General features: G+C 69.9%; 21 protein-coding genes. 12 read left to right on the forward strand and 9 right to left on the reverse strand.

The genetic code is table 11. The annotated features are described in order from the left end of the window. Positions 1-21: 21 nt before the first annotated feature. Entirely contained in the window at positions 22-1,560 is a 1,539-nt protein-coding gene (locus H8N03_RS10510; RefSeq protein WP_187076110.1) for a transglycosylase SLT domain-containing protein, read from the reverse strand. After that, positions 1,557-2,333 (reverse strand): hydroxyacylglutathione hydrolase, encoded by a 777-nt coding sequence (gloB, locus tag H8N03_RS10515; RefSeq protein WP_187076111.1) that lies wholly within the window; start codon positions 2,331-2,333, stop codon positions 1,557-1,559. The genes H8N03_RS10510 and gloB overlap by 4 nt, the downstream gene beginning before the upstream one ends. Before the next feature lie 19 nt (positions 2,334-2,352). Between gloB and H8N03_RS10520 the strand changes: the two genes are divergently transcribed. From H8N03_RS10520 to H8N03_RS10550, 7 genes are all read left to right on the forward strand, one after another. Continuing rightward, positions 2,353-3,123 carry a class I SAM-dependent methyltransferase gene (locus H8N03_RS10520; RefSeq protein WP_187076112.1) on the forward strand — a complete coding sequence of 257 codons (771 nt, stop codon included), beginning with the start codon at positions 2,353-2,355 and terminating at the stop codon, positions 3,121-3,123. Beyond that, entirely contained in the window at positions 3,120-3,566 is a 447-nt protein-coding gene (rnhA, locus tag H8N03_RS10525; protein ID WP_187076113.1) for a ribonuclease HI, read from the forward strand. The genes H8N03_RS10520 and rnhA overlap by 4 nt, the downstream gene beginning before the upstream one ends. A gap of 165 nt (positions 3,567-3,731) precedes the next feature. Continuing rightward, positions 3,732-5,018, forward strand: coding sequence for an efflux RND transporter periplasmic adaptor subunit (locus H8N03_RS10530; RefSeq protein WP_187076114.1), 1,287 nt, complete (start codon positions 3,732-3,734; stop codon positions 5,016-5,018). A 10-nt stretch (positions 5,019-5,028) separates the two neighbouring features. After that, positions 5,029-8,175 (forward strand): efflux RND transporter permease subunit, encoded by a 3,147-nt coding sequence (locus H8N03_RS10535; RefSeq protein WP_187076115.1) that lies wholly within the window; start codon positions 5,029-5,031, stop codon positions 8,173-8,175. 168 nt (positions 8,176-8,343) lie between these two features. Continuing rightward, complete coding sequence (locus H8N03_RS10540; protein WP_187076116.1) at positions 8,344-8,613, forward strand: MoaD/ThiS family protein; 270 nt, start codon at positions 8,344-8,346, stop codon at positions 8,611-8,613. Between the two features lies 1 nt (position 8,614). Next, a complete protein-coding gene (locus H8N03_RS10545) occupies positions 8,615-9,700 on the forward strand; it encodes a WD40/YVTN/BNR-like repeat-containing protein (protein ID WP_187076117.1) in 1,086 nt (361 codons plus the stop codon). A 58-nt stretch (positions 9,701-9,758) separates the two neighbouring features. After that, positions 9,759-10,526: a hypothetical protein gene (locus H8N03_RS10550; RefSeq protein WP_187076118.1), complete on the forward strand. Its 768-nt coding sequence runs from the start codon at positions 9,759-9,761 to the stop codon at positions 10,524-10,526. A 1-nt stretch (position 10,527) separates the two neighbouring features. Here H8N03_RS10550 and moeA read toward each other — a convergent pair whose 3' ends face one another. The 4 genes from moeA to H8N03_RS10570 all read right to left on the reverse strand — a co-directional run bounded on the left by moeA (position 10,528) and on the right by H8N03_RS10570 (position 14,427). Further along, positions 10,528-11,796 (reverse strand): molybdopterin molybdotransferase MoeA, encoded by a 1,269-nt coding sequence (gene moeA / locus H8N03_RS10555; protein WP_187076119.1) that lies wholly within the window; start codon positions 11,794-11,796, stop codon positions 10,528-10,530. Beyond that, positions 11,793-12,419 (reverse strand): molybdenum cofactor guanylyltransferase MobA, encoded by a 627-nt coding sequence (mobA, locus tag H8N03_RS10560; protein WP_187076120.1) that lies wholly within the window; start codon positions 12,417-12,419, stop codon positions 11,793-11,795. Before mobA ends, moeA begins: the two co-directional genes overlap by 4 nt. Positions 12,420-12,488: 69 nt before the next feature. Beyond that, the gene (gene moaA, locus H8N03_RS10565; protein WP_187076121.1) at positions 12,489-13,604 is read right to left on the reverse strand and encodes a GTP 3',8-cyclase MoaA; all 1,116 of its coding nucleotides are present in this window, start codon (positions 13,602-13,604) and stop codon (positions 12,489-12,491) included. A 61-nt stretch (positions 13,605-13,665) separates the two neighbouring features. Continuing rightward, on the reverse strand, positions 13,666-14,427 hold the full coding sequence (locus tag H8N03_RS10570) for an SDR family oxidoreductase (protein ID WP_187076122.1): 762 nt from the start codon (positions 14,425-14,427) through the stop codon (positions 13,666-13,668). A gap of 177 nt (positions 14,428-14,604) precedes the next feature. Between H8N03_RS10570 and H8N03_RS10575 the strand changes: the two genes are divergently transcribed. From H8N03_RS10575 to H8N03_RS10585, 3 genes are read left to right on the forward strand one after another with little or no spacing between them, the layout of a single operon-like run. Then, positions 14,605-15,324, forward strand: coding sequence for a hypothetical protein (locus tag H8N03_RS10575; RefSeq protein WP_187076123.1), 720 nt, complete (start codon positions 14,605-14,607; stop codon positions 15,322-15,324). Between the two features lie 7 nt (positions 15,325-15,331). Beyond that, positions 15,332-16,510, forward strand: coding sequence for a M48 family metallopeptidase (locus H8N03_RS10580; RefSeq protein ID WP_187076124.1), 1,179 nt, complete (start codon positions 15,332-15,334; stop codon positions 16,508-16,510). After that, a complete protein-coding gene (locus tag H8N03_RS10585) occupies positions 16,507-17,130 on the forward strand; it encodes a hypothetical protein (protein ID WP_187076125.1) in 624 nt (207 codons plus the stop codon). The genes H8N03_RS10580 and H8N03_RS10585 overlap by 4 nt, the downstream gene beginning before the upstream one ends. 95 nt (positions 17,131-17,225) lie before the next feature. Here H8N03_RS10585 and H8N03_RS10590 read toward each other — a convergent pair whose 3' ends face one another. Further along, positions 17,226-18,659, reverse strand: coding sequence for an aldehyde dehydrogenase family protein (locus H8N03_RS10590; protein ID WP_187076126.1), 1,434 nt, complete (start codon positions 18,657-18,659; stop codon positions 17,226-17,228). 44 nt (positions 18,660-18,703) lie between these two features. After that, entirely contained in the window at positions 18,704-19,534 is an 831-nt protein-coding gene (locus tag H8N03_RS10595) for a metal-dependent hydrolase (RefSeq protein ID WP_187076127.1), read from the reverse strand. 89 nt (positions 19,535-19,623) lie between these two features. On the opposite strand from H8N03_RS10595, the gene H8N03_RS10600 reads away from it, so the two are divergent. Further along, complete coding sequence (locus tag H8N03_RS10600) at positions 19,624-20,208, forward strand: TetR/AcrR family transcriptional regulator (RefSeq protein WP_187076128.1); 585 nt, start codon at positions 19,624-19,626, stop codon at positions 20,206-20,208. Between the two features lie 311 nt (positions 20,209-20,519). Here the strand turns inward: H8N03_RS10600 and H8N03_RS10605 are convergent, their stop codons facing one another. Next, the gene (locus H8N03_RS10605; RefSeq protein ID WP_187076129.1) at positions 20,520-22,586 is read right to left on the reverse strand and encodes a sodium-translocating pyrophosphatase; all 2,067 of its coding nucleotides are present in this window, start codon (positions 22,584-22,586) and stop codon (positions 20,520-20,522) included. A gap of 232 nt (positions 22,587-22,818) precedes the next feature. Here H8N03_RS10605 and ppa point away from each other — a divergent pair, with 232 nt between their 5' ends. Further along, positions 22,819-23,361, forward strand: coding sequence for an inorganic diphosphatase (gene ppa / locus H8N03_RS10610; protein WP_187076130.1), 543 nt, complete (start codon positions 22,819-22,821; stop codon positions 23,359-23,361). The last annotated feature ends 47 nt before the right edge of the window (positions 23,362-23,408 follow it).

Raw genomic sequence — 23,408 nt, forward strand, 5'->3', positions numbered from 1 at the left:
CCGGGGACCTCATGGCGCGGATCAGCGGTGCTTCTTCGGCGTCGTCGATTTCGACGTCGCCGGCTTCTGCGCCGCGGGCTTCGCCGCCGGCCGGGAGGACACCTGCTTCACGTTGCGCGAGTTCACGCGCACGGGCGCACGCGCCGTGTTGCGCACGGGCAGGTGCAGCACCACCTGCTGGCCCGGCTTGAAGGCGGCCGAGGAACCCACGTCGTTCCAGTCGGCCACCTGCGCGGGGCTGAGCTTGTAGCGGCGCGCGATGCTGCCGACCGTCTCGTGCTTGCCCGCGCGGACCACCGTGCGGCGCGTGGCGATCTCGGGGGCGAGGCTCAACTGCCCGTTGTCGGCGACATGGCCGGCCACGTCGGACTGGGTGGCGCCGCGACGCGGCACGATCAGCACGGAGCCGGCCTTGATCAACATCCGCGGCGGGATGGTGTTCACGGTGCGCAGCTCGTTCTCGGTCCAGCCCACGCGGCGCGCGGCTTCGGCCACGCTCATCGTGGAAGGCGCGCTCCAGGCCGTCCAGCTCGCGTACCTGCCCTGGTCGTACGCTTCGAAATTGCGCTTGAAGACCGTGGCGTTGTCCCAGGGCAGCAGGATCTGTCCCGTGCCGGCCGCGAGGATGACGGGCCGGTTCAACTGCGGGTTGAGCGCCTTGAAGTCGTCGATCGGCACGTCGGCCAGGCGGGCCGCGAGCTCCACGTCCAGGTCGCGCGTGAGCGTGACGGACTGGAAGTAGGGATGGTTGTCGATCAGCGGCAGTTCCGCGCGGAACTGGTCGGGGCTGGTGATGATGTTCTTCACCGCCTGCAGCTTGGGCACGTAGTTGCGCGTCTCGGCGGGCATGCTGAGGTCGTTGTAGCCCGTGCCGGCCCCGCGCTGCTGGTTGCGCGCGAGGGCGCGGCTCACGTTGCCTTCGCCCCAGTTGTAGGCGGCGAGGGCGAGGTGCCAGTCGCCGAACATGCCGTACAGGCGCTGCAGGTAGTCGAGCGCCGCGCGCGTCGACTGGAGCACGCTGCGCCGGTCGTCGCGGAACACGTTCTGCTTCAGGTCGTAGTCCTTGCCGGTGGCCGGCATGAACTGCCACATGCCCGCGGCGCGCGCGCTGGACACGGCCTGCGGGTTGAAGGCGCTCTCGATGAAGGGCAGCAGCGCGAGCTCCGTCGGCATGTTGCGGCGCTCGAGTTCCTCGACGATGTGGAACAGGTACTTGCGCGAGCGGTCCGTCATGCGCTGCATGTAGTCGGGCCGCGTGGCGTACCACTGCTCGTGCGTCCGCACCAGGTCATTCTCGATGTTGGGCATCGCGAAGCCGCGGCGGATGCGCGCCCACAGGTCCGGCGGCGGCTCCAGCGAGGCGACGGATGGCGAGCTCAGTTCCGAAGGCTGGATCGCCGACAGCGGGCCGTCGGGGAAGACCGAGGGCAGCGGCGGTTTCGCCTGGGCCGCGGCGACCTCCCGGCTTTCGACGGTGGCCGTGCCGTCGGGACCCATGGTGGTCGCGCAACCGGCAAGAGCCAGCGTGGCGGTGAGGGCGAGCAGCTTGTACTTCTTCATCTGAACTCGTTCTTCCATTGGCGCAGGGCCGCGAACACCGCGACCGGGTCTGCCGGGTCCGCCGCCGGGTCGTGCCCGTGGGCGGCTTGCGCCACGGCCGGCTGGCGCGTGCGCAGGAAAGGATTGATGCCGTTCTCCACGGCGATCGTGGAGGGCAGCGTCGGCTCGCCATGCGAGCGCTTCTGCTCGCATTGTTGCCGGTAATGGTTCAGCTGGGAATTGCCAGGCTCGACGGCTGTGGCAAATTTCAGGTTCGAGAGGGTGTATTCGTGCGTGCAGCACACGCGGGTGGCGCCGGGCAGGGCGGCCAGCTTGGCGAGCGAGTCGAACATCTGCGCCGGCGTGCCTTCGAACAGCCGCCCGCAACCGCCCGAAAACAGGGTGTCGCCGCAAAAGAGCAGGGGGGCGCCTTCGAAGTCCGGGCAGTAGTACGCGATGTGTCCCGCCGTGTGGCCCGGGACGTCCAGCACCTCGAAGCGCAGCCCCAGCACCTCGATGGCATCGCCTTCCGACAGGCGTGTCACCGGCTCCGGGATGCGTTCGCGGGCGGGCCCCCAGACGCGCGCCCCCGTCGCATCGCGCAAGGCATCGACGCCGCCGACGTGGTCCGGGTGGTGGTGCGTGACTAGAATCGCTTCCAGTTGCAGGCCCTGGTCGGCCAGGAAAGCCTGCACCGGGCCGGCGTCGCCAGGGTCGACGACCAGCGCCCGCTGCCCGTCGTGCAGCAGCCACAGGTAGTTGTCCTGGAAAGCGGGTAGCGCGATCAACCTCATGAGCGAGCGGATTATAGGAATGCAGCAGTGGTTCGAGACGCCGCCTGGCAGGGTTCTGCTCGCCTGGGAAGAAGCGGCGTTCGACCGTGCGGTGGGCGACATCTTCGGCTACCACGCGCTGCAGATGGGACTGCCGGAGCTCGATACGCTGCGGGCCAACCGCATGCCGCACAAGTGGCTGGCGCTGGGCGCGGCGGACGCTGGCGTGGGCAGCGTGAAGCCCGACCTCGTCACCGACTTCAGCGCGCTCCCCTTCGAGGAGAACAGCCTCGACCTGGTGGTGCTGCCGCATTCGCTGGAACTGAACGTCGACCCGCACGCCACGCTGCGCGAGGTGGAGCGCGTGCTGGTGCCCGAAGGCAAGGTGGTGATCTGCTGCCTGAACCCCGCGAGCCTCTGGGGCCTGCGCCAGCGGCGAGCGCACGTCTACCGCCGCCTCGGGTTCGGCGAGCTTTACCTGCCGGACGCGGGCGAGTTCATCGGCTACTGGCGCCTGCGCGACTGGCTGCGCCTGCTCAGTTTCGAGGTGGAGACCAGCAGCTTCGGCTGCTACCGCCCCGCGTTCGCCAGCGAGAAATGGCTGGAACGCTTCACCTGGATGGATGCCGTCGGCGAGCGCTCCTGGCCGATCTTCGGTGCCGTCTATTTCCTCGTCGCCGTCAAGCGCGTGCGCGGTGCCCGGCTGATCGGACCGGCCTGGAAGAAGGCCAAGCGCATCGCCACAGCTCCGGTTCCCATCACGAACCGCAATGCGCAGCGCGAGACGCGCGAACTCACAACCATTGAATGAACCAGGTCGAGATCTACACGGACGGGGCCTGCAAGGGCAATCCCGGTCCCGGCGGCTGGGGCGTGCTCCTGCGCTCCGGCACCACCCAGAAGGAGCTGTACGGCGGCGAGCCGAGCACCACCAACAACCGCATGGAGCTGATGGCCGTGATCCAGGCGCTGGAGGCCCTCAAGCGGCCTTGCGCCGTCACGCTCTATCTCGACAGCCAGTACGTCCTGAAGGGCATCACGGAGTGGCTGCCGGGGTGGAAGGCCAAGGGATGGAAGACGGCGAGCAAGCAGCCGGTGAAGAATGCGGAACTGTGGAGGCGCCTCGATGATCTGCTGCTGCAGGGCGGGCACGTGGTCGACTGGCGCTGGGTGCGCGGCCATGCCGGGGACCCGGGCAACGAGCGGGCGGATGCCCTGGCGAACCTCGGGGTGGCGAGCGTCCAGCGGCGCTGAAGGCCGCCATGTAAAGACCGGGTAAAACGGGCCCGGCGCGTGTCGCCCGTCGCGAATCGCAGCCGCCGCGACTAGGCCTGGGACACACCTCCTGTTACATTGCGGCGTTTGGCCTTGGCACCGCCGGCGCTCGCGCGCATCAGTATTGTCCACGGATCAGAATTCATGGGATCGAAGTCCATCTACAGCGTGGTCGCCGTCGTCGGCATCGCCGCCGCATCGGGCGCCGCCTGGTGGGTCCAGCACAAGCCGAAGCAGCCGGTGGCCGCGGGCGAACTCGCGCCGACCGGGCAGCCCGCCGCTGGCACGGCTGCGGCACCGGCCCCGGGGGGCCGTGGTGGCGTGCCATCCGTCGAAGTGGCGCGCGTGGAGATCATGCGCATCATGGACGATGCACAGGCCGTCGGCAGCCTGCGTTCGCGCCAGAGCGTGGTGCTGCGCCCCGAGGTGTCGGGCCGCGTCACGCAGATCAACTTCCGCGACGCGGACCGCGTCCGGCGCGGCCAGCTGCTGGTGCAGCTCGACGACCAGCTGCCGCAGGCGCAGGTGAAGCAGGCCGAGGCGGAGCTTTCCATCGCCCGCGCCAACCATCGCCGCAACCAGGAACTGGTGGAGCAGAAGTTCATCGCGCAGCGCGCCGTGGACGAGAGCGCGGCCAACCTGCAGGTGGCCGAGGCCAAGCTGGCCCTCGCGCGCGCCACGCTCGCCCGCCTGAAGATCCTCGCGCCCTTCGACGGCGTCGCGGGCATCCGCAACATCAGCGTGGGCGACTACCTCAAGGACGGCGCCGACATCGTGAACATCGAGGACCTCGATGCGATGTACGTCGACTTCCGCCTGCCCGAGCGCTACCAGACCAAGGTCCGCCCCGGGCAGACCGCGGTGATCGAGGTCGATGCGCTGCCCGGGCAGCGGTTCCACGCGTTCATCCAGGCGGTCGACCCGCTGCTGGACGCCAACGGCCGCTCCGTCGGCATCCGCGGCTGCATCGACAACCGCCAGATGCAGCTGCGCCCCGGCATGTTCGCGCGGGTGACGCCGGTGTTCGGCGTGCGTGAAGGCGCGCGTGTCATTCCCGAGGAAGCGATCGTCCCGCAGGGCGGCCGCCAGTACGTCTACAAGCTCGTCGACGGTCCCGACCAGGACACCCGCATCGCCCAGCGCGTGGAGGTGAAGGTCGGCATCCGCCAGCCGGGCAAGGTGGAGATCACCGAAGGCCTGGTGCCCGGCGACACCGTGGTGACCGCGGGCCAGCAGCGCATCCAGAAGGACGGCACCCCGGTGCGTGTGCTCGACCTGCGCGGCGGCAACGGCAGCCCCACCGCCGCGGCCGGCGCTGCGCCTGCGGGCGGGCCGGGCCGCAAGTCGGCGGCGATGGACGTGCCGGCCGCCCGCGCCGGCAACCCTTGCGCTCCGGGGTCTGCCGCGGCGACGCGCACCCGCGCCAGCTGAGGAGCCTGCCATGCAGTTGCCCGAGATCGCCATCCGTCGCCCGGTGTTCGCGACGGTGCTGTCGCTGCTCGTCCTGCTGGTCGGCCTGGTGAGCTTCACCCGGCTGGCGGTGCGCGAGTACCCCAAGATCGACGAACCGATGGTGACCGTCAGCGTGAAGTACCCCGGTGCTTCCGCGGAGGTGATCGAGTCGCAGGTGACCAAGCCGCTGGAGGACTCCATCGCCGGCATCGACGCGGTGGACGTGCTCACCTCGATCAGCCGGGCCGAGCAGAGCCAGATCTCCGTGCGCTTCCGGCTCGAGAAGGACGCCGATGCCGCGGCCGCCGAGGTGCGCGACCGCACTTCGCGCGTGCGCAACAAGCTGCCCCAGTCGATCGAGGAGCCGGTGATCGCCAAGGTGGAGGCCGACGCCTTCCCGGTGATCTGGCTCGCGTTCACCAGCGACACGCTCAACCCGCTGCAGATCAACGACCTGGTCAACCGCATCGTCAAGCCGCGGCTGCAGACGGTGACCGGCGTGGCCGACGTGCGCATCTACGGCGAGCGCAAGTACGCCATGCGCGTGTGGCTGGACCCGGACAAGCTGGCCGGCTTCCGCCTCACGACGCAGGACGTGGAGGACGCGATCCGCCGCAGCAACCTGGAGCTGCCGGCCGGCCGCATCGAGTCGCAGCAGCGCGAGTTCAGCGTGACCTCGCAGACCGACCTGGTGCGGCCTTCGCAGTTCGCCGAGATCGTGGTGAAGAACGTCAGCGGCTTCCCGGTCAAGATCCGCGACGTGGCGCGCGTGGAGGAAGCCGCGGCCGACGAGCGCAGCCGGGTCCGCCTCAACGGCAAGACCGCGATCTCCGCGGGCGTCATCCGCCAGGCCACGGCCAACCCGCTGCAGCTGGCGGACGGCGTGCGGGAGATGATCCCGAAGCTCAAGTCCGACCTGCCGGCGGACGTCACCGTCGACATCGCCAACGACAACTCGCTGTTCATCGACCGCTCGGTGAAGAACGTGTACCGCACCATCGCGGAAGCCATCGTCCTGGTGGCGCTGGTGATCTTCGTCTTCCTGCGCACGGTGCGGGCGTCCATCATCCCGATCATCACCATCCCCGTGAGCCTGATCGGCACCTTCGCGATGATGTCGCTGGCGGGCTTCACCGTGAACACGCTGACGCTGCTCGCCCTGGTGCTCGCGATCGGCCTGGTGGTGGACGACGCCATCGTGATGCTGGAGAACATCTTCCGGCACATCGAGGAGGGGCTCGACCCGTTCTCGGCGGCGATCAAGGGCGCGCGCGAGATCGGCTTCGCGGTGATCACGATGACGCTCACGCTGGTGGCCGTGTACGCGCCGCTGGCCTTCACGCCAGGCCGCACGGGCAAGCTGTTCGTGGAGTTCGCCCTGGCGCTGGCCGGGGCGGTGCTGGTGTCGGGCTTCGTGGCGCTGACGCTGACGCCCATGATGTGCTCCAAGCTGCTGCGCCACAACCCGAACCCGACCTGGTTCGACGCGCACATGGAGCGCTGGCTCACCGCCGTGTCGAACGGCTACGCCCGCGCGCTGCGCTGGGTGCTGCTCACGCGCTGGCAGCCGAAGCCGGGGTCCCACCGCGTCATGGGCACGCTGCTGCAGGCGCGCTGGCTGATCCTGGGCGTGATGCTGGCGAGCGCGCTGGCCATCGCCGCCGTGTGGCCGACGATGAAGTCCGAGCTCTCGCCGCTGGAGGACCGCGGCACCATCCTCGCGAGCGTCAATGCGCCGGACGGCTCCACGCTGGAGTACACGGACCGCTACGCCCAGGCGCTGGAGAAGCTGGGCGCGCCCTACAAGGAGTTCGACCGCATCTTCGCCAACGTGGGCAATCCCACCGTGTCGCAGGCGAGCGTGGTCTACCGCACGGTGGACTGGGAAGAGCGCGAGCGCACCACGCTGGACATGGCGCGCGAGCTGGGGCCCAAGACCAACTCGCTGCCGGGCGTGGACGCCTTCATCATCACGCCGCCTTCGCTGGGCCAGGGCTTCCGCGAGCGGCCGCTGAACTTCGTGATCCAGACCTCGGAGAGCTACGAGAACCTGAACCGCGTGGTGCGGCAGATGATGGACGAGATCGCGAAGAACCCGGGCATCGTCTCGCCGCAGGTCGACCTGCGCCTGAACAAGCCCGAGCTGCGCATCGACGTCGACCGCGCGAAGGCGGCCGACCTCGGCGTCAGCGTGGAGGTCGTCGCGAAGGCGCTGGAAACCATGCTGGGGGGCCGCATCGTCACGCGCTACAAGCGGGACGCGGAGCAGTACGACGTGATCGTGCAGACGCAGGCCAGCGGCCGCTCCACGCCGGAGGACATCGACGGCATCTACGTGCGCGGCCGCAACGAGACCATGATCCCGCTGTCCGCGCTGGTGACGGTGCGCGAGAGCGTGAGCCCGCGCGAGCTGAACCACTTCGGGCAGCGCCGCTCGGCCTCCATCACCGCCAGCCTCTCGCCCGACTACTCGCTCGGGCAGGCGCTGCAGTTCATGGACCAGACGGCGGCCAAGGTGCTGAAGACCGGCTACACGACGGAGCTGAACGGCACCTCGCGCGAGTTCAAGAACTCGCAGGGCGCGCTGGCCATCGTGTTCGTGCTGGCGCTGTTCTTCATCTTCCTGGTGCTCGCGGCGCAGTTCGAGAGCTTCGTGGACCCGTTCGTGATCCTGCTGTCGGTGCCGCTGTCCATGATCGGCGCGCTGCTGGCGCTCAAGTGGTCCGGAGGCTCGCTGAACGTGTATTCGCAGATCGGCCTCATCACCCTGGTGGGCCTGATCACCAAGCACGGCATCCTGATCGTGGAGTTCGCCAACCAGCTGCGCGAGCAGGGCCTGGAGACGGTGGACGCCGTGGTGAAGGCCGCTTCGCAGCGCCTGCGCCCGATCATGATGACGACCGGCGCCATGGTGCTGGGCGCGCTGCCGCTGGCCATCGCCCACGGCGCCGGCGCCGAGAGCCGCCAGCAGATCGGCTGGGTGATCGTGGGCGGCATGAGCCTGGGCACCGTGCTCACGGTGTTCGTGGTGCCCACCATGTACCTGCTGTTCGCCCGCAAGGAAGTGCCGGGGGCGAACAAGGCGGAGGCGCAGGAGCATGCGCACGGCCACCACGGCGAGCTGATCGCGAAATAACCCCGCGAAGGCGGCCAGGGCACGTAGGCTGGGTTGCGCGAAGCGCACCCCAGCGATGCGCGCGAGCGCTGGGGTTCGCTGCCGCGAAACCCAGCCTACGTTCCCGCCGGGAAACCCGGCCCACCGGGTTGACGCACCGTCCGCCTCGGGTGTGCAATCAGCCTCCCCATGCCCACCGTCGATTTCGCCCCCGCGCTCACGCGGCACGTCGCCTGCCCACGGCAGGAAGTGCCGGCGGGGCCGCTCGCGGCGGTGCTCGACGCGGCGTTCGCCGCCGCGCCGGCGCTGCGGCCTTACGTCCTCGACGAGCAGGGCGCGGTGCGCAAGCACGTGGCCGTGTTCGTCAACGGGGAGCTGATCCCCAGCCGCACCGACCTCGGCCGCCCGCTGGCGGCGACCGACCGCGTGCACGTCATCCAGGCCCTCACAGGAGGATGAGATGCAGAACCTGCTCGTCGCCACCCGCAAGGGCCTCTTCGTCCTCCCGCCCGCGAAACACGGCTGGCAGCTCACGCGGCCGCACTTTCCCGGCGAACCCGTGACGCAGGTCGTGCGGGATGCGGCGGACGGCACCTTGTACGCCGCGCTGCGGCTCGGCCACTTCGGCGTGAAGCTCAAGCGCAGCAGCGACGGCGGCGCGACCTGGGACGACATCGCTTCGCCCGCCTTTCCGCCCAAGCCCACGGAAGGCCCGTGGAAGGACGACCCGACGCCCTGGACCGTCGACCTCGTGTGGAGCCTGGAAGCGGGCGGCGGCCGGCTCTGGGCCGGCGCCTTGCCGGCGGGGCTCTTCGTGTCGGAAGACCGCGGGGAGAGCTGGCGCCTGGTGGACAGCCTCTGGGACCGCCCCGACCGCAAGGAGTGGATGGGCGGCGGCTACGACCATGCGGGCATCCACACGATCCTGGTCGACCCGCGCGACGCGGACCACGTGACGCTGGCGATTTCCTGCGGTGGCGTGTGGCAGACGCGCGATGCCGGCCGCACCTGGCGCAACACCTCCGAAGGGCTGGACGCCGGAGCGTACATGCCGCCCGAGCGCCGCTTCGACGGCAACATCCAGGACGTGCACCGCGTCTCCTCCTGCGCGGCGCAGCCGGACACGCTCTGGCTGCAGCACCACTGCGGCATGTACCGCAGCACCGACGGCGGGCTGCACTGGCAGCCGATGGACGCCCCGCAGCCCAGCGGCTTCGGCTTCGCGGTGGCCGCGCATCCGCGCGATCCGCAGCGCGCCTGGTTCGTCCCGGCGCATTCGGACCAGCAGCGCGTGCCGGTCGACGGCCAGATGGTGGTGACGCAGACGCGCGACGGCGGCCGCACCTTCCAGTCCCTGCACTACGGGCTGCCGCCCAAGGACGCCTACCACCTCGTGTACCGGCACGCGCTCGCGTGCACGGACGATGGCCGCGCGCTCGCGATGGGGTCGACGACGGGCGGCTTGTGGTTCAGCGATGACGAGGGCCAGCTGTGGCACTGCCTCTCGCGCGACCTGCCGCCGATCGCGGTGGTCCGGTTCGCATGAGCCGCCGGGCCGCCCCAAGGCGCATGGCCCCGCAGCGCGTAGCGCGGAGGGTCGTCCGGTGAGCACCGTCGCCGGCGATGCGGCGCAGGCCGGGCGGCCGCGCGCTGCCTCCGTGCGCTTCGTGCCCACGGGCGCCATCACCCCGGACCTGTGGGACGAGCTGTGGGCGCTGACCTGCCGCTTCTACCAGGCCGATCGCGCCTACGTGGAGGAGAAGCTGAAGGGGCACCAGCACATCGTGCTGTTCCGCGACCGCGGCGACGGCACGCTGGTGGGCATGGCGGCCGTGCAGGTCGACGCGCTGCAGGTCCAGGAGCGCAGGCTGCTGATGATCTTCACCTCGCACGCGATCGTCGACGAGCGCTACCGCGGGCAGAACCTGCTGCAGCGCGCCGGCGCGCGCAGCTACCTGCGTTGCTGGCTGCGGTATCCGCTGCACCGCAAGTACTGGGTGTTCGACACCTTCAGCTACAGGAGCTATCTGCTCCTGCCGCGCAACATGCGGGAGTTCTGGCCGCGCCGGGACCGGCCGACGCCCGGGCACGAAGCGGCCGTCATGGAGGCGTACGGGCGGCTGAAGTACGGCGAGAGCTGGCGGGACGGCGTCATCGCGCGCTCGCCGCGCAAGAAGCTGCTGCCGCAGACGGCATCGCTCACGCCGGAGCTGCAGCGCCATCCGGACCTGGCGTTCTTCGCCAGCGTGAATCCGGGGCACGCGGAGGGCGACATGCTGCTGTGCCTGTGCCCCTTGAGCGCCGCGAACTGGTGGGGGATCGCGTCGCGGTGGGCCGCGCGCGCCTGGCGAGGGCGGCGCGGACCGGCCTAGCTCAGAGCGCGCCCTCGAACATCATCACGTCCACCTCGTCGCCCACCGCGACGTTGCCCTGCGCGTGGTGCAGCACGACGAGGCCGTTGGCCTGCACCATGGAGCTGAGGACGCCGGAGCCCTGGTTGCCCGTGGTGCGCACTTCCAGCGTGCCTTGCGGCGTGCGCGTGACGATGCCGCGCTGGTACTCGGTGCGGCCCGGCTTCTTGCGCATGGCTTCGCCGCTGTGCGCCTTGAGGTAGAGCGGCGCTTCCGGGCGCGCGCCCATCATGCGCAGCAGGGCAGGACGCACGAAGGCGAGGAAGGTCACCATCACGGCCACCGGGTTGCCCGGCAGGCCGAACAGCACGGACTCGCCGATCCGGCCGACGGCCATGGGCCGCCCGGGACGCATGGCGATCTTCCAGAACGCCACGTCGCCCAGCTTCTTCATCATGGCCTTGGTGAAGTCCGCTTCGCCCACGCTCACGCCGCCGCTGGTGATGATCGCGTCGGCCCGGGAAGCCGCGTCGCGGAAGGCCTGTTCCAGCAGCGCGGGCTCGTCGCGCACGACGCCCAGGTCGATGACTTCGCAGCCCAGGCGCGCGAGCAGGCCGTGCACCGTGTAGCGGTTGCTGTCGTACACCGCGCCTTCGCGCTGCGGTTCGCCGAGGGTGAGGATCTCGTCCCCGGTGGAGAAGTAGGCGACCCTCAGCCGGCGGAACACCTCGACCTGCGCGATGCCGAGGCTGGCCACCAGGCCCAGCGCCGCGGGGCCGAGGCGCTCGCCCGCACGCAGCGCCGGCTTGCCTTCCATCAGGTCTTCGCCCTTGCACCGGCGGTTGTCCCCGGGCTGCAGCAGGCCCGCGGGGATCTCGATGCGGCCGTCGGCACCGGTCTTCGTGAACTCCTGCGGCACCACCGTGTCGAGGCCCGCCGGCATGATCGCGCCGGTCATGATCTTCACGCACTGGCCGGGGCCGACTTCGCCCTGCCAGGCCTTGCCGGCGAGCGCGGTGCCCACGACTTCCAGGCGCAGCGCGCCGGACGCGAGCTGCGCGCCGGCGAAGGCGAAGCCGTCCATCGCGGAGTTGTCGTGCGGCGGCACGCTGATCGGCGACACCAGGTCGCGCGCCAGCACGCGGCCCAGTGCATCGCGGACGCCGACCGATTCGGTTGCGCGCACCGGCGAGACCAGCTGCGCGAGGAACTCGCCGACGCCGTCGGCGCTCAGCGCCTGCGGGTCGTAGCCTTGCAGGCGCGACGCGATCTCGGCGATGCTCGCGTTCACCGCTGTTGCTCCAGCCGGTGCAGCTCGGCGACGGTGTTCGCGTTGGAGAAGGCCGCGGCGTCCTCGAACTCCACCAGCACCGTCCGGTGCTCCGCGGTCCAGGCATCGATCTTGCGGCCGCCGCCCTGCGTGAAGCGCACGAGGCTTTCCATGAGCTCGCGCTTCAGCAGCGAGAAGACCGGTTGCGCGCGCACCTGCGAGCCTGCCCCGGACTCCGATCCGGGGTCTGCCTCCCGCGCCGCGGCCATGGCGATGTCGGCGTCGTCGCGCACCAGCGCCTCGGCCAGGCGCTGCACGAGGTCCTGCGGGAAGAGGGGGGTGTCGCACGGCACGGTGACCAGGTAGCCGGTCTCGCAGTGCTCCAGCCCGGTGAGGAAGCCGGCCAGCGGCCCGGCATAGTCCGCGAGCACGTCGGGCCACACCGGCACGCCGAACGATTCGTAGGCCGCGAGGTTGCGGTTGGCGTTGATCATCATGTCGCCCACCTGCGGCGCCAGGCGCAGCAGCGTGAACATCGCCATCGGCATGCCGCGGAAATTCTGCAGGCCCTTGTCGGCCCCGCCCATGCGCGAGCCGCGGCCGCCGGCGAGGATCACGCCGGTGACGTCGTCCTTGGAGATCATGGGCGGGGATTATCCGCCGTCCGGTGGGGTTCGCTGTCGCTCACCACCACCCTACAAGGCCGGGGCGGTTCAGCCGCCGATGTAGCTCATCTCGACGCGGCGGCCGCCGGGGCCCGTGTCTGCCGCCATCGTGCCGCGCAGCTCGGAGTAGCGATCGCTGCGGCCCTGCCAGATGTGGCCGATCGCCGATGCGATTTCCTCGTCGCCCGCGCCGCCGCGCAGCAGCGCGCGCAGGTCGTAGCCGTTGTGCGCGAAGAGGCACAGGTACAGCTTGCCTTCCGTGGACAGCCGCGCCCGGTTGCAGTCGCCGCAGAACGCCTGCGTCACGCTGCTGATGAAGCCCACCTCGCCCTCGCCGTCGGCATAGCCCCAGCGTTCGGCGGTCTCGCCGGGCACGGTGGGGTCCAGCTGCACCAGCGGGAATTCGGCAGCGATCCGGGCGCGCACCTCGGACGAGGGCATCACTTCGTCCATGCGCCAGCCGTTGGTGGCGCCGACGTCCATGTACTCGATGAAGCGCAGCACGATGCCGCTGCCGCGGAAATGCCGTGCCATCGTCAGGATCTCGTGCTCGTTGGTGCCGCGCTTCACGACCATGTTGACCTTGACCGGGCCCAGGCCCGCCTCGCGCGCCGCGGCAATGCCTTCCAGCACCTCCGCGACGGGGAAGTCCACGTCGTTCATGCGGCGGAACACCGCGTCGTCCAGGCCGTCGAGGCTGACGGTCACGCGCTGCAGGCCGGCGTCCTTCAAGGCCTTCGCCTTGCGCGCGAGCAGCGAGCCGTTGGTGGTCAGCGTGAGTTCCGGCGGCGTGCCTTCCACCGTGCGCAGCTGCGCCAGCTGGTCGACGAGCACTTCCAGGTTCTTGCGCAGCAGCGGTTCGCCGCCCGTGAGGCGGATCTTGCGCACGCCGTGGGCCAGGAACTGGCGCGCGAGGCGCGTGATCTCCTCGAAGCTCAGCAGCGACGCATGCGGCAGGTACTTGTAGTCCTTGTCGAAGACTTCCTTCGGCATGCAGTAGCTGCAGCGGAAGTTGCAGCGGTCGGTGACGCTGATGCGCAGGTCGCGCAAGGGCCGCCCGAGCGTGTCCGCCAGCAGGCCCGTCGCGGGCACGGCGCGCTCGGGCACGGCGGCGCGCAGCGCCACCAGGCGCTGGTCCACCAGGGGGATCACGCGTTCAGCCATGGGCCGATTGTGCGGGCAGGGCGATGTCCTGCCAAATGACCGGAATCAAGACCCCGGAACCCTAGACGCAGCGGGCGCCGTCCACCTCGATGCAGACGCCGGAGATGAAGGCGGCCTCGTCGCTGGCCAGGTACAGGGCGGCGTTCGCCACGTCCAGGGCAGTCGAAAAGCGCCCCAGCGGGATCGTGGCGAGGAATTTCGCACGGCGGGCCTCGTCCACCGGGCCGCCGGCGAATTCCGCGGACAGGCCCGTGTCCGGGTTGAACACCGGGTTGATGCAGTTCACGCGGATGTTGTCCGGGCCCAGTTCGGCCGCCAGCGACTTGCTGGTGGTGATCACGGCCCCCTTGGAGCCGTTGTACCAGGTCAGGCCGGGCCGGGGCCGCACGCCCGCGGTGGAGGCGATGTTGATGAAGGCCCCGCCCTTGTTGGCGCGGAAGGCCGGCACCGCGTGGATGGTCGAGAGGTAGATGCTCTTCATGTTGATCGCGTAGACGCGGTCGAACTCCTCCTCGCTCACTTCCAGCGCGGGACGGTTGCGGTGCGTCCAGCCGGCGTTGTTGACCATGACATCCAGCTTGCCGTGGCGCTGCACGGCGGCCTCCACCAGCGCCTTCACGTCCGCGGACTTCGTGACGTCCGCGCGGACGAAGCTGGCCTGGCCGCCCTCGGCCCGGATGGCCGCCGCCACCGCCTCTCCGCGGTCCACGGCGATGTCGTTCACGATCACCCGCGCGCCTTCGGCGGCCAGCCGGTGGGCGATGCCCTCGCCGATGCCGCCGCCCGAACCCGTGACGATGATGGATTTGCCCTCGACCCGCATGTGCGCTCCTTGTTTCGCCCGCCGGCCGCGCCGTGAAAATTCTCCGCGCCGGCCCTGTTTTCTGAAAGAGGCGCCCGGGGCACTGGACCCCGCGCTGCCTCTGCATAGAGTTCGATTGTTGCTGATTTCCGCCGCGGTCCCCGAGCCCGCGCCGCGGCCCAGAGGCAGGAGTACCACATGCCCTTCATCGCGCTTTCGCGTTTCGCCCGAGCGCTGCTGCTCGTCCTGGCCTTCCTGCTTGCCGCGGCCGCCGCCCAGGCGCAGGACCGCAAGAAGAACTTCGCCCCCGGCTTCACCGCCCGCACGGCCGATTCGCGCCTGCTGGTCCTGCCGGCGGACATCGAGCTGTATTCCATGAGCGCGGGCGGGGTGATCGAGCCGCGCGCGGACTGGACCGAGGCGGCGCAGAAGCATTTCGGCGCCGCGCTGGCGTCGCAAGGCAAGCTCCTCGGCGGCAAGGTCACGCGCATGGCGCTGCCGGAAGCCGAGGAGTTCTCGGACGTGGTCACGCTGCACCGCGCCGTCGCCGACGCCATCGGCCTGCACCACCGGGGCGGCCTGATGGAGCTCGCCACCAAGGGCGACCGCCTCGACTGGTCGCTCGGCGACGCGGTGCAGCCGCTGCGCGAGCGCACCGGCGCCGACTACGCGCTCTTCACCTGGATCCGCGACAGCTACGCGAGCAGCGAGCGCAAGATCGCCATGGCGGCCCTGGCGCTGCTCGGGGCGATCAGCCTCGGTGGCGAGCAGGAGGGCTACGCGTCGCTCGTGGACCTGCGCACCGGCCGCGTCGTCTGGTTCAACCAGCTCAGCCGCATGTCCGGCGACCTGCGCGACGCGGAGCCGGCCGTCGAGACGGTGCAGACCCTGCTCAAGGGCTTTCCCGGTTTCCAGTGAGGCAGCCATGAACCGATTCCCCCGCACCCGCCGCTTCCTCCGTTCCGCCTGCACGCGCGGCGTCGCCGTCGCGACGCTGGTCGTCCTGCCGGCGCTCGCGCAGGACCTCTCCGCCATCAAGGTGCCCCCGCGCTTCACCCGTCCCGCCGCCGACACGGACGAGGGCGGCCTGTGGGGGCTGATGGACCGCGAGGAGGCGCGGCTGAAGCGCAGCCCGCTCACCATCCGCGACAAGGAGCTGCAGGCCTACCTGCAGGACCTGGTCTGCCGCGTGAGCGAAGGCCATTGCCCGGACATCCGCGTGACGCCGGTGCGCACGCCGCATTTCAACGCGATGATGGCGCCCAACGGCATGATGATCGTGTGGAGCGGCCTGCTGCTGCGCGTGGAGAACGAGGCGCAGCTCGCCGCCATCCTGGGGCACGAACTCGGGCACTACCTCGAGCGGCACACCGTGGAGCAGCTGCGGGCGCAGAAGGACACCGCGGTGCTGTCGACGATGGTGGGCATGATCGGCGGCGTCGGTACCTTCCTCGGCCAGATCGGCCTGGCCGCCAACCTGATGGCTTTCTCGCGCGAGCACGAGGTGCGCGCGGACCGCATGGGCATGCGCCTCATGCGCCTGGCCGGCTACGACGGGCGGGAAGCGGCGGCGGTGTGGAGCAACCTGCTGGAGGAGCTGAAGGTCACCGGCGGCAAGGACGCGGGCAAGCACGGCGACATCTTCGACACGCACCCCGTGACGGCGGGACGCCGCGACGAGCTGCGGCAGCTCGCGGGCGACGCCGGCGGCATCATCGGCGAGGAGCGTTACCGCCAGGTGATCGCGCCGATGCGCCTGGGCTGGCTGCAGGACGAGGTCAAGCGCGGCCAGTACGAGGAGAGCCTGGTGCTCTTCGGCCGCATGCTGCGCAAGGACGCGAAGGACGCCCAGGTGCTGTTCGCGCGCGGCGAGGTCTACCGCCTGCGCGACGAGGGCGGCGACGCCGAGCGCGCCCTGGCCGACCTGAACCTCGCGAGCGGCCTCGACAAGGCGCCGGCCGAGACCTTCCGCTCCCTGGGCCTGCTGTACCGGCAGCGCAGCGACAAGGCCGCGGCCGCGGACGCCTTCAAGACCTATCTCGCGCGCGCCCCGCAGGCAGCGGATGCGGCCATGGTGCGGAGCTACCTGGAGGAAGTGCAATGATCCGCCGCTTCCTGCTGCTCGCGGCCGTCCTGCTGCTGGCCGCCTGCGCCAACGTGCAGCGCATGGACGGCGACCAGGTCGTGAACGAGAAGCTCGTGGTCCACGTCAGCGATGCGTGGAACAAGGTGAGCGACCCCTGGGACGTGGACCCGTACGACACCTGGACGCAGGAAGGCATCCCGCTGGACCACCTGCGCTTCTGGGGCGGCGTGCGGCCCGGGCAGCCGCTGATGACGCGGCCGGCGCTGTTCTCCCGCGCCCCGGACGCGCGCCAGCCGCGCGTGCCGACCTTCCGGCCGGGCCTGTCCGCCGAGCGCCTGGTGAGCCTGTTCGAGGAGCTCTATGCGAACGCGGGCACGGTGAACGTCACGCGGATCGAACCCGCCGTGTTCGCGGGGCAGAAAGGCGTGCGCTTCGAGTTCACGCTGGAGCGCCGCCGCGACGACCTGAGCATGCAGGGCGTGGGCTGGGTGGCCGTGCGCCCCAGCGCGGAAACCGGGGAGGAGCTCTATGCGGCGACCTTCGTGGCGCCGAAGCTGTCGTTCTACCAGCGGCTGCTGCCGCTGGCGGAAGCGGTGGTGAAGACGGCGCGGGTCAGGGAGCCGGCGAAGAAGTCGTAGGCTGGGTTGCGCGCAAGCGCACCCCAGCGATGCGGCGAAACGCTGGGGTTCGCTCGCGCGAAACCCAGCCTACCGGCGGCAACGCCCCGCCAGGTTCACCCGTGCTTGATCGCGACCGTCTTCAAGGTCGTGAACCCGTACAGCGCCTCGAAGCCCTTCTCGCGCCCGTAGCCCGAGGACTTCACCCCCCCGAACGGCAGCTCCACGCCGCCGCCGGCGCCATAGTTGTTGATGAAGACCTGGCCGCTCCTCACGCGCTTGGCCATGCGCAGCATGCGGCTGCCGTCGCGCGTCCAGATGCCGGCGACGAGGCCGAAGTGGGTGCCGTTGGCGAGTTCGACGGCGTGGTCCTCGTCGCGGAAGCTCATCGCAGCCAGCACGGGCCCGAAGACTTCCTCCTGCGCCAGGCGGTGCGTCATCGGCACGTCGCGCAGCAGGGTGGGGGCCTGGTAGAAGCCGGACTCGGGCGCCTCGTCGACGATCGTTCCCTGCGCCACCATGGGGATGCCGACGTGCTGCGCGTCGGAGAGGAAGTCCCACACGCGCTGCTGCTGGCTCGCGCGGATCAGCGGGCCGACGTCGAGGTCCATGGCGGCGGGGCCCACGCGCAGGCGCGTGAAGGCTTCGCCCAGGCGCTCCAGCAGCGGCTCGTACAGGCCTTGTTCCACCAGCAGGCGCGAGCCGGCGGAGCAGGTCTGGCCGGCGTTCTGCACGATGGCATTGATCACGACGGGCAGTACCTGGTCCACGTCGGCATCGGCGAAGACGATCTGCGGGCTCTTGCCGCCCAGCTCCAGCGTGACGGGGCAATGGCGTTCGGCGGCGACCTGCTGGATCAGCGTGCCCACGCGCGGGCTCCCGGTGAAGCTGATGTGGTCGATGCCGGGATGGCGCGCGAGCGCGTCGCCCACTTCGTGGCCGAAGCCCGTGACGATGTTGATCGCGCCGGCGGGGAAGCCGACGTCCGCCGCCAGCTGCGCCACGCGGATCAGCGACAGGCAGGCGTCTTCCGACGGCTTCACCACGCACGCGTTGCCGGCGGCCAGCGCGCCGCCGACGCTGCGGCCGAAGATCTGCATCGGGTAGTTCCAGGGGATGACGTGGCCCGTGACGCCGTGCGGCTCGCGCCAGGTCATCACCGTGTAGCCGTCCTGGTAGGGCAGCGTCTCGCCGTGCAGCTTGTCGCAGGCGCCGGCGTAGAACTCGAAGTAGCGCGCGAGCGCCACCGCATCGGCGCGGGCCTGCTTGGTGGGCTTGCCGCAGTCGCGCTGCTCGATGGCAGCGAGTTCGTCCACGCACTCGGAGACCTTGAGCGACAGGCGCATCAGCAGGCGGCCGCGCTCGGCGGCGCTCAATTTGCTCCAGGGGCCTTCGAAGCACTGGCGGGCGGCTTGCACCGCTGCGTCGATGTCCTCGGGGGTGCCACGCTGGATGGCGTCGTAGACCTGGCCGTCGGAGGGATCGATGACGGGCAGCGTGCGCTCCGAGGAGGAGCGCACGGGGGTGTTGCCGATGAAGTGGAGCTGCATGGCGCCATTGTGCCGAACGCGGCACGGGGCGCCAGTTGGGGGGTCTACGCGGGAACGGCCTGGCCCACCGGGACGAACTTGTCGCCGTGCTCCTGCAGCCAGCGCACCGAGGCGGTGGAGTCCTGCTGGTTCGGGTGGAAGTCGCGGCGGAAGTACTCCTTCCACGGCTTGTACGTGAGCGTCACCAGTCCGCGCTTGCCGAAGAGGTAGCCCCACCCGCTCTTCCAGGTGCTCCACTTCCACAGCGTGCCGTCGCGATGCAGGTTGTTGACGGTCTGGCGCAGCGTGTCGACGAGGAAGAACGCGGTCACCGTGCGCATCCACTTCACGCGCCACGCGTGGCTGCCGCCGAGGGCCTGGTACAGGTCGAAGGCGGTGCTCTTGTGCTCCGACTCCTCGGCGCTGTGCCACAGCCACAGCGTCTTCAGGCGCTCGTCCTGGTCGCCGAGCAGGTCGGCGTTGTGCAGCATGAAGTCCGCGAAGATCGCGGTGAAGTGCTCGTTGGCGGCGGTGATGCCGAGCCAGTGGCGCGCATCGAGGCCTTCCATCTTCTTCAGGCGCTTCTGCGCGCGCGGAGCCCAGTCGTTGACGAGCCCGAGCTTGTCGAGGTGCCCGTTGTAGAGCGCATGCAGGCGGCGGTGGGTGGCCTCCTGGCCGACGAAGCCCTGGACCTCCGCCTGGAACTGCTCCTGCCTGTCCGCCGGCAAGGCCTTGAAGCCGTTGCGCACCGAGTCGATGAAGAACTGCTCGCCCACGGGGAAGCTCATCGACAGCGCGTTGAACAGCGCCGTGCGGAATGCATCGCCCGCGCACCAGTGGCGCGCGATCGGCTGTTCCATGTCGACGAGGAGGCGGCGGACGACGAGATCGGTCATGGCGGCAGAATGAAGGTTCCTGCGTACACGGTACGCGTCGGTACCATCGTGGCATCCCATGCTGGTACTGTCAAGTACCATTGAAGCCCATGCCCAGCGATTCCGTCACGCTCGAAACGACCGAAGGCGTCCACCAGCACCGCAGCCGGCTGCTGGAGGGCATGGCCGTGGCCGTGGCACAGAAGGGCTACGCCGACACCACGATCGCCGACATCGTGCGCGAGGCGAGCGTGTCGCGGCGCACCTTCTACGAGCACTTCGCGACCAAGGCGGAGTGCCTGGTGGCGCTCTACGAAGCAGCCAGCCACAACGCGCTGAAGGTGCTGCGCGGGGCAGTCGAACCCGGCAGGGACTGGGAACTGCAGGTCGAGGGCGCGCTGCGCGCGTACCTGGACTGCATGGCGAGCAACCCGGTGCTGCTGCGCACGCTCTTCATCGAGATCCTGCACCTGGGCACCGAAGGCCTGGCCGCCCGCCGCCGCGTGAACCAGGAGATCGCCGACTACATGCTGGCCGTCGTGGGCCCGGACCGCGTCACGCCGGCGCTGGCGATGGCGGTGGTCGGCGGTATCCACGAGCTGGTGCTGCAGGCGATCGAGGAGGGCAGGGTGGAGCGGCTTGCGGAGCTCACGCCGGCGGCGTCGGCGTTGGTGAAGGCGGTGGTGCGGGGCTGAGGCCCCGCGAAGGCGGGAACCCCGGGCTTCCGTGCCGGGTGGTCCGGCCGCGGACGGGCCGCCCCGTCCACGGCCTGCGTCGTGCGTGGGCGCGCATGCTGGGGTGCGCTTCGCGCAACCCAGCCTACGGGGACTGCCGTCGGCGCGCACACCGTAGGCTGGGTTGCCCGCAGGGCACCCCAGCTTTCGCGAGCGCCGAATCGCTGGGGTGCGCTTCGCGCAACCCAGCCTACGGACGGTGCGCAAAAAAAGCGGCGCATCGCGCCGCTTCCCTGCAAGCCCTGGGCCCCCGCGTCCGCGGGGGTGACGGATCAGGAGTGGAACTTCACCACCAGCGGCACGATCAGCAGCGCCACGATGTTGATGATCTTGATCAGCGGGTTCACCGCGGGGCCGGCCGTGTCCTTGTAGGGGTCGCCGACGGTGTCGCCGGTCACGGCCGCCTTGTGCGCTTCGGAGCCCTTGCCGCCGTGGTGGCCGTCCTCGATGTACTTCTTGGCGTTGTCCCAGGCGCCGCCGCCCGTGCACATGGAGATGGCGACGAACAGGCCCGTCACGATCGTTCCCATGAGCAGGCCGCCCAAGGCACGCGGGCCGAGCGCCAGGCCGACCACGATCGGCACGACCACCGGCAGCAGCGACGGGATGATCATCTCCTTGATGGCCGCGGCGGTCAGCATGTCGACGGCCTTGCCGTATTCGGGCTTGGCGGTGCCTTCCATGATCCCGCGGATCTCGCGGAACTGGCGGCGCACCTCCACCACCACCGAGCCGGCGGCGCGGCCGACGGCTTCCATCGCCATGGCGCCGAACAGGTAGGGGATCAGCCCGCCGATGAACAGGCCGATGATCACCATCGGGTCCGACAGGTCGAAGCTGATCTGCCGGCCGTAGCTCTCCAGCTTGTGCGTGTAGTCGGCGAAGAGCACCAGCGCCGCGAGGCCAGCGGAGCCGATGGCATAGCCCTTGGTCACCGCCTTGGTGGTGTTGCCCACCGCGTCCAGCGGGTCGGTGATGTCGCGCACGGAGGCGGGCATCTCCGACATCTCGGCGATGCCGCCGGCGTTGTCGGTGATGGGGCCGTAGGCGTCCAGCGCCACGACGATGCCTGCCATGGACAGCATCGACGTCGCGGCGATGGCCACGCCGTAGAGGCCCGCCAGCCAGTACGCCACGAAGATCGCGATGCAGACGAACAGCACCGGCCAGGCCGTGGAGCGCATCGAGACGCCGAGGCCGGCGATGATGTTCGTGCCGTGGCCCGTGGTGGAGGCCTCGGCGATGTGCTGCACGGGGCGGTATTGCGTGCCGGTGTAGTACTCGGTGATCCACACCAGCAGGCCGGTGAGCGCGAGGCCGACCACGCAGGCGCCGAACAGTTTCATCTGGCTGCCGGTCTGCGCGATGGCGTTGTCGGGGATCAGCCACTTCGTGACGAAGAAGAAGGCGATGAGCGACAGCACGCCGGCCACGATCAGGCCCTTGTACAGCGCGGGCATCACGTTCTTCATGCCGGGCGAGGCCTTCACGAAGAAGCAGCCGATGATGGACGCGATGATCGACACCGCACCGAGCGCCAGCGGGTAGAGCACGGCCGCCTCGGGGGCGGACGCCACCATCAGGGCGCCGAGCACCATCGTGGCGATCAGCGTCACCGCGTACGTCTCGAACAGGTCGGCGGCCATGCCGGCGCAGTCGCCGACGTTGTCGCCCACGTTGTCCGCGATCACCGCCGGGTTGCGCGGGTCGTCTTCCGGGATGCCGGCTTCCACCTTGCCCACCAGGTCCGCGCCGACGTCGGCACCCTTGGTGAAGATGCCGCCGCCCAGGCGCGCGAAGATGGAGATCAGCGAGGCGCCGAAGGCCAGGCCGATCAGCGGGGTCAGCAGCACGCCGAGCTTGCGGTCCGGCGTGAGCTGGCCGTTGCCCATGAGGAACCAGGTGAAGGCGGTGACGCCCAGCAGGCCCAGGCCGACCACCAGCATGCCGGTGATGGCGCCGCCGCGGAAGGCGACGTCCAGCGCCGGGCCGATGCCCCGGGTGGCCGCCTGCGCGGTCCGCACGTTCGCGCGCACCGAGACGTTCATGCCGATGAAGCCGCAGGCGCCCGAGAGAATGGCGCCGATGAGGAAGCCGATCGCCGTCTGCATGTCGAGAAAGACGCCGATCAGGATCGCGAGGACCACGCCCACGATGGCGATGGTGCGGTACTGTCGTGCGAGGTAGGCCGCGGCTCCCGCCTGCACGGCGGCCGCGATTTCCTGCATCCGGGGATTGCCTGCGTCCTGGCCGAGGATCCAGCTGCGGGCCCAGAAGCCATAGACCACGGCCGCGAGGCCGCACACGAGCGCCAGAATCAGCGCCGAGTTGCCATTCATCGAAGTTTCTCCTGTCGTTGCGATTTGGAGTCTTTGCGAGGGCGCAACGCGAGCGGCGCCACCGCTGCGTTGCTTCCTCGTGACTCCCGGGGACAGGAGACCGATTGGCCAACGGGGGCACTCTAGCACCCGCCGCTTTACAGACCAACGACACCGGCGGGGAATGCGGCTCCGGGCCCACTAAAATCAGGGTTTCCCCCGATCGGCCTATTTCTTAACTCGTACAACGACCATGTCCCTGGACCTCGTGACCCCCGGCAAGAACGTTCCCGACGCCTTCAACGTGATCATCGAGATCCCGATGAACGCCGACCCCGTGAAGTACGAGGTGGACAAGGAGACGGGCGCCATCTTCGTGGACCGCTTCATGAGCACGTCCATGCACTACCCCACCAACTACGGCTACGTGCCCAAGACCATCAGCGGCGACGGCGACCCGGTCGACGTGCTGGTGATCACGCCCGTGCCGCTGATCCCCGGCGTGGTGGTGCCGTGCCGCCCCATCGGCATCCTGAAGATGCAGGACGAGGCCGGCGACGACGCCAAGGTGCTGGCGGTGCCCACGGACAAGATCCTCGCGATCTACACGCAGTGGCAGAAGCCGGAAGACCTGAACCCGCTGCGCCTGAAGACCATCGCGCACTTCTTCGAGCACTACAAGGACCTGGAGCCCGGCAAGTGGGTGAAGGTGCTGGGCTGGGAAGGCCCCGAGTCCGCGAAGAAGGAAGTGCTGGACGGGATCGAGGCGTACAAGAAGGCGCACCCGAACGGGTAAACCTTCCTCCGTCATCCCCGCGCAGGCGGGGACCCGGGGAAGCGGCC

Origin of the sequence: Ramlibacter cellulosilyticus (assembly GCF_014297465.1) — a bacterium.
In the GTDB taxonomy this organism is placed as follows: Bacteria; Pseudomonadota; Gammaproteobacteria; order Burkholderiales; family Burkholderiaceae_C; genus Ramlibacter; species Ramlibacter cellulosilyticus.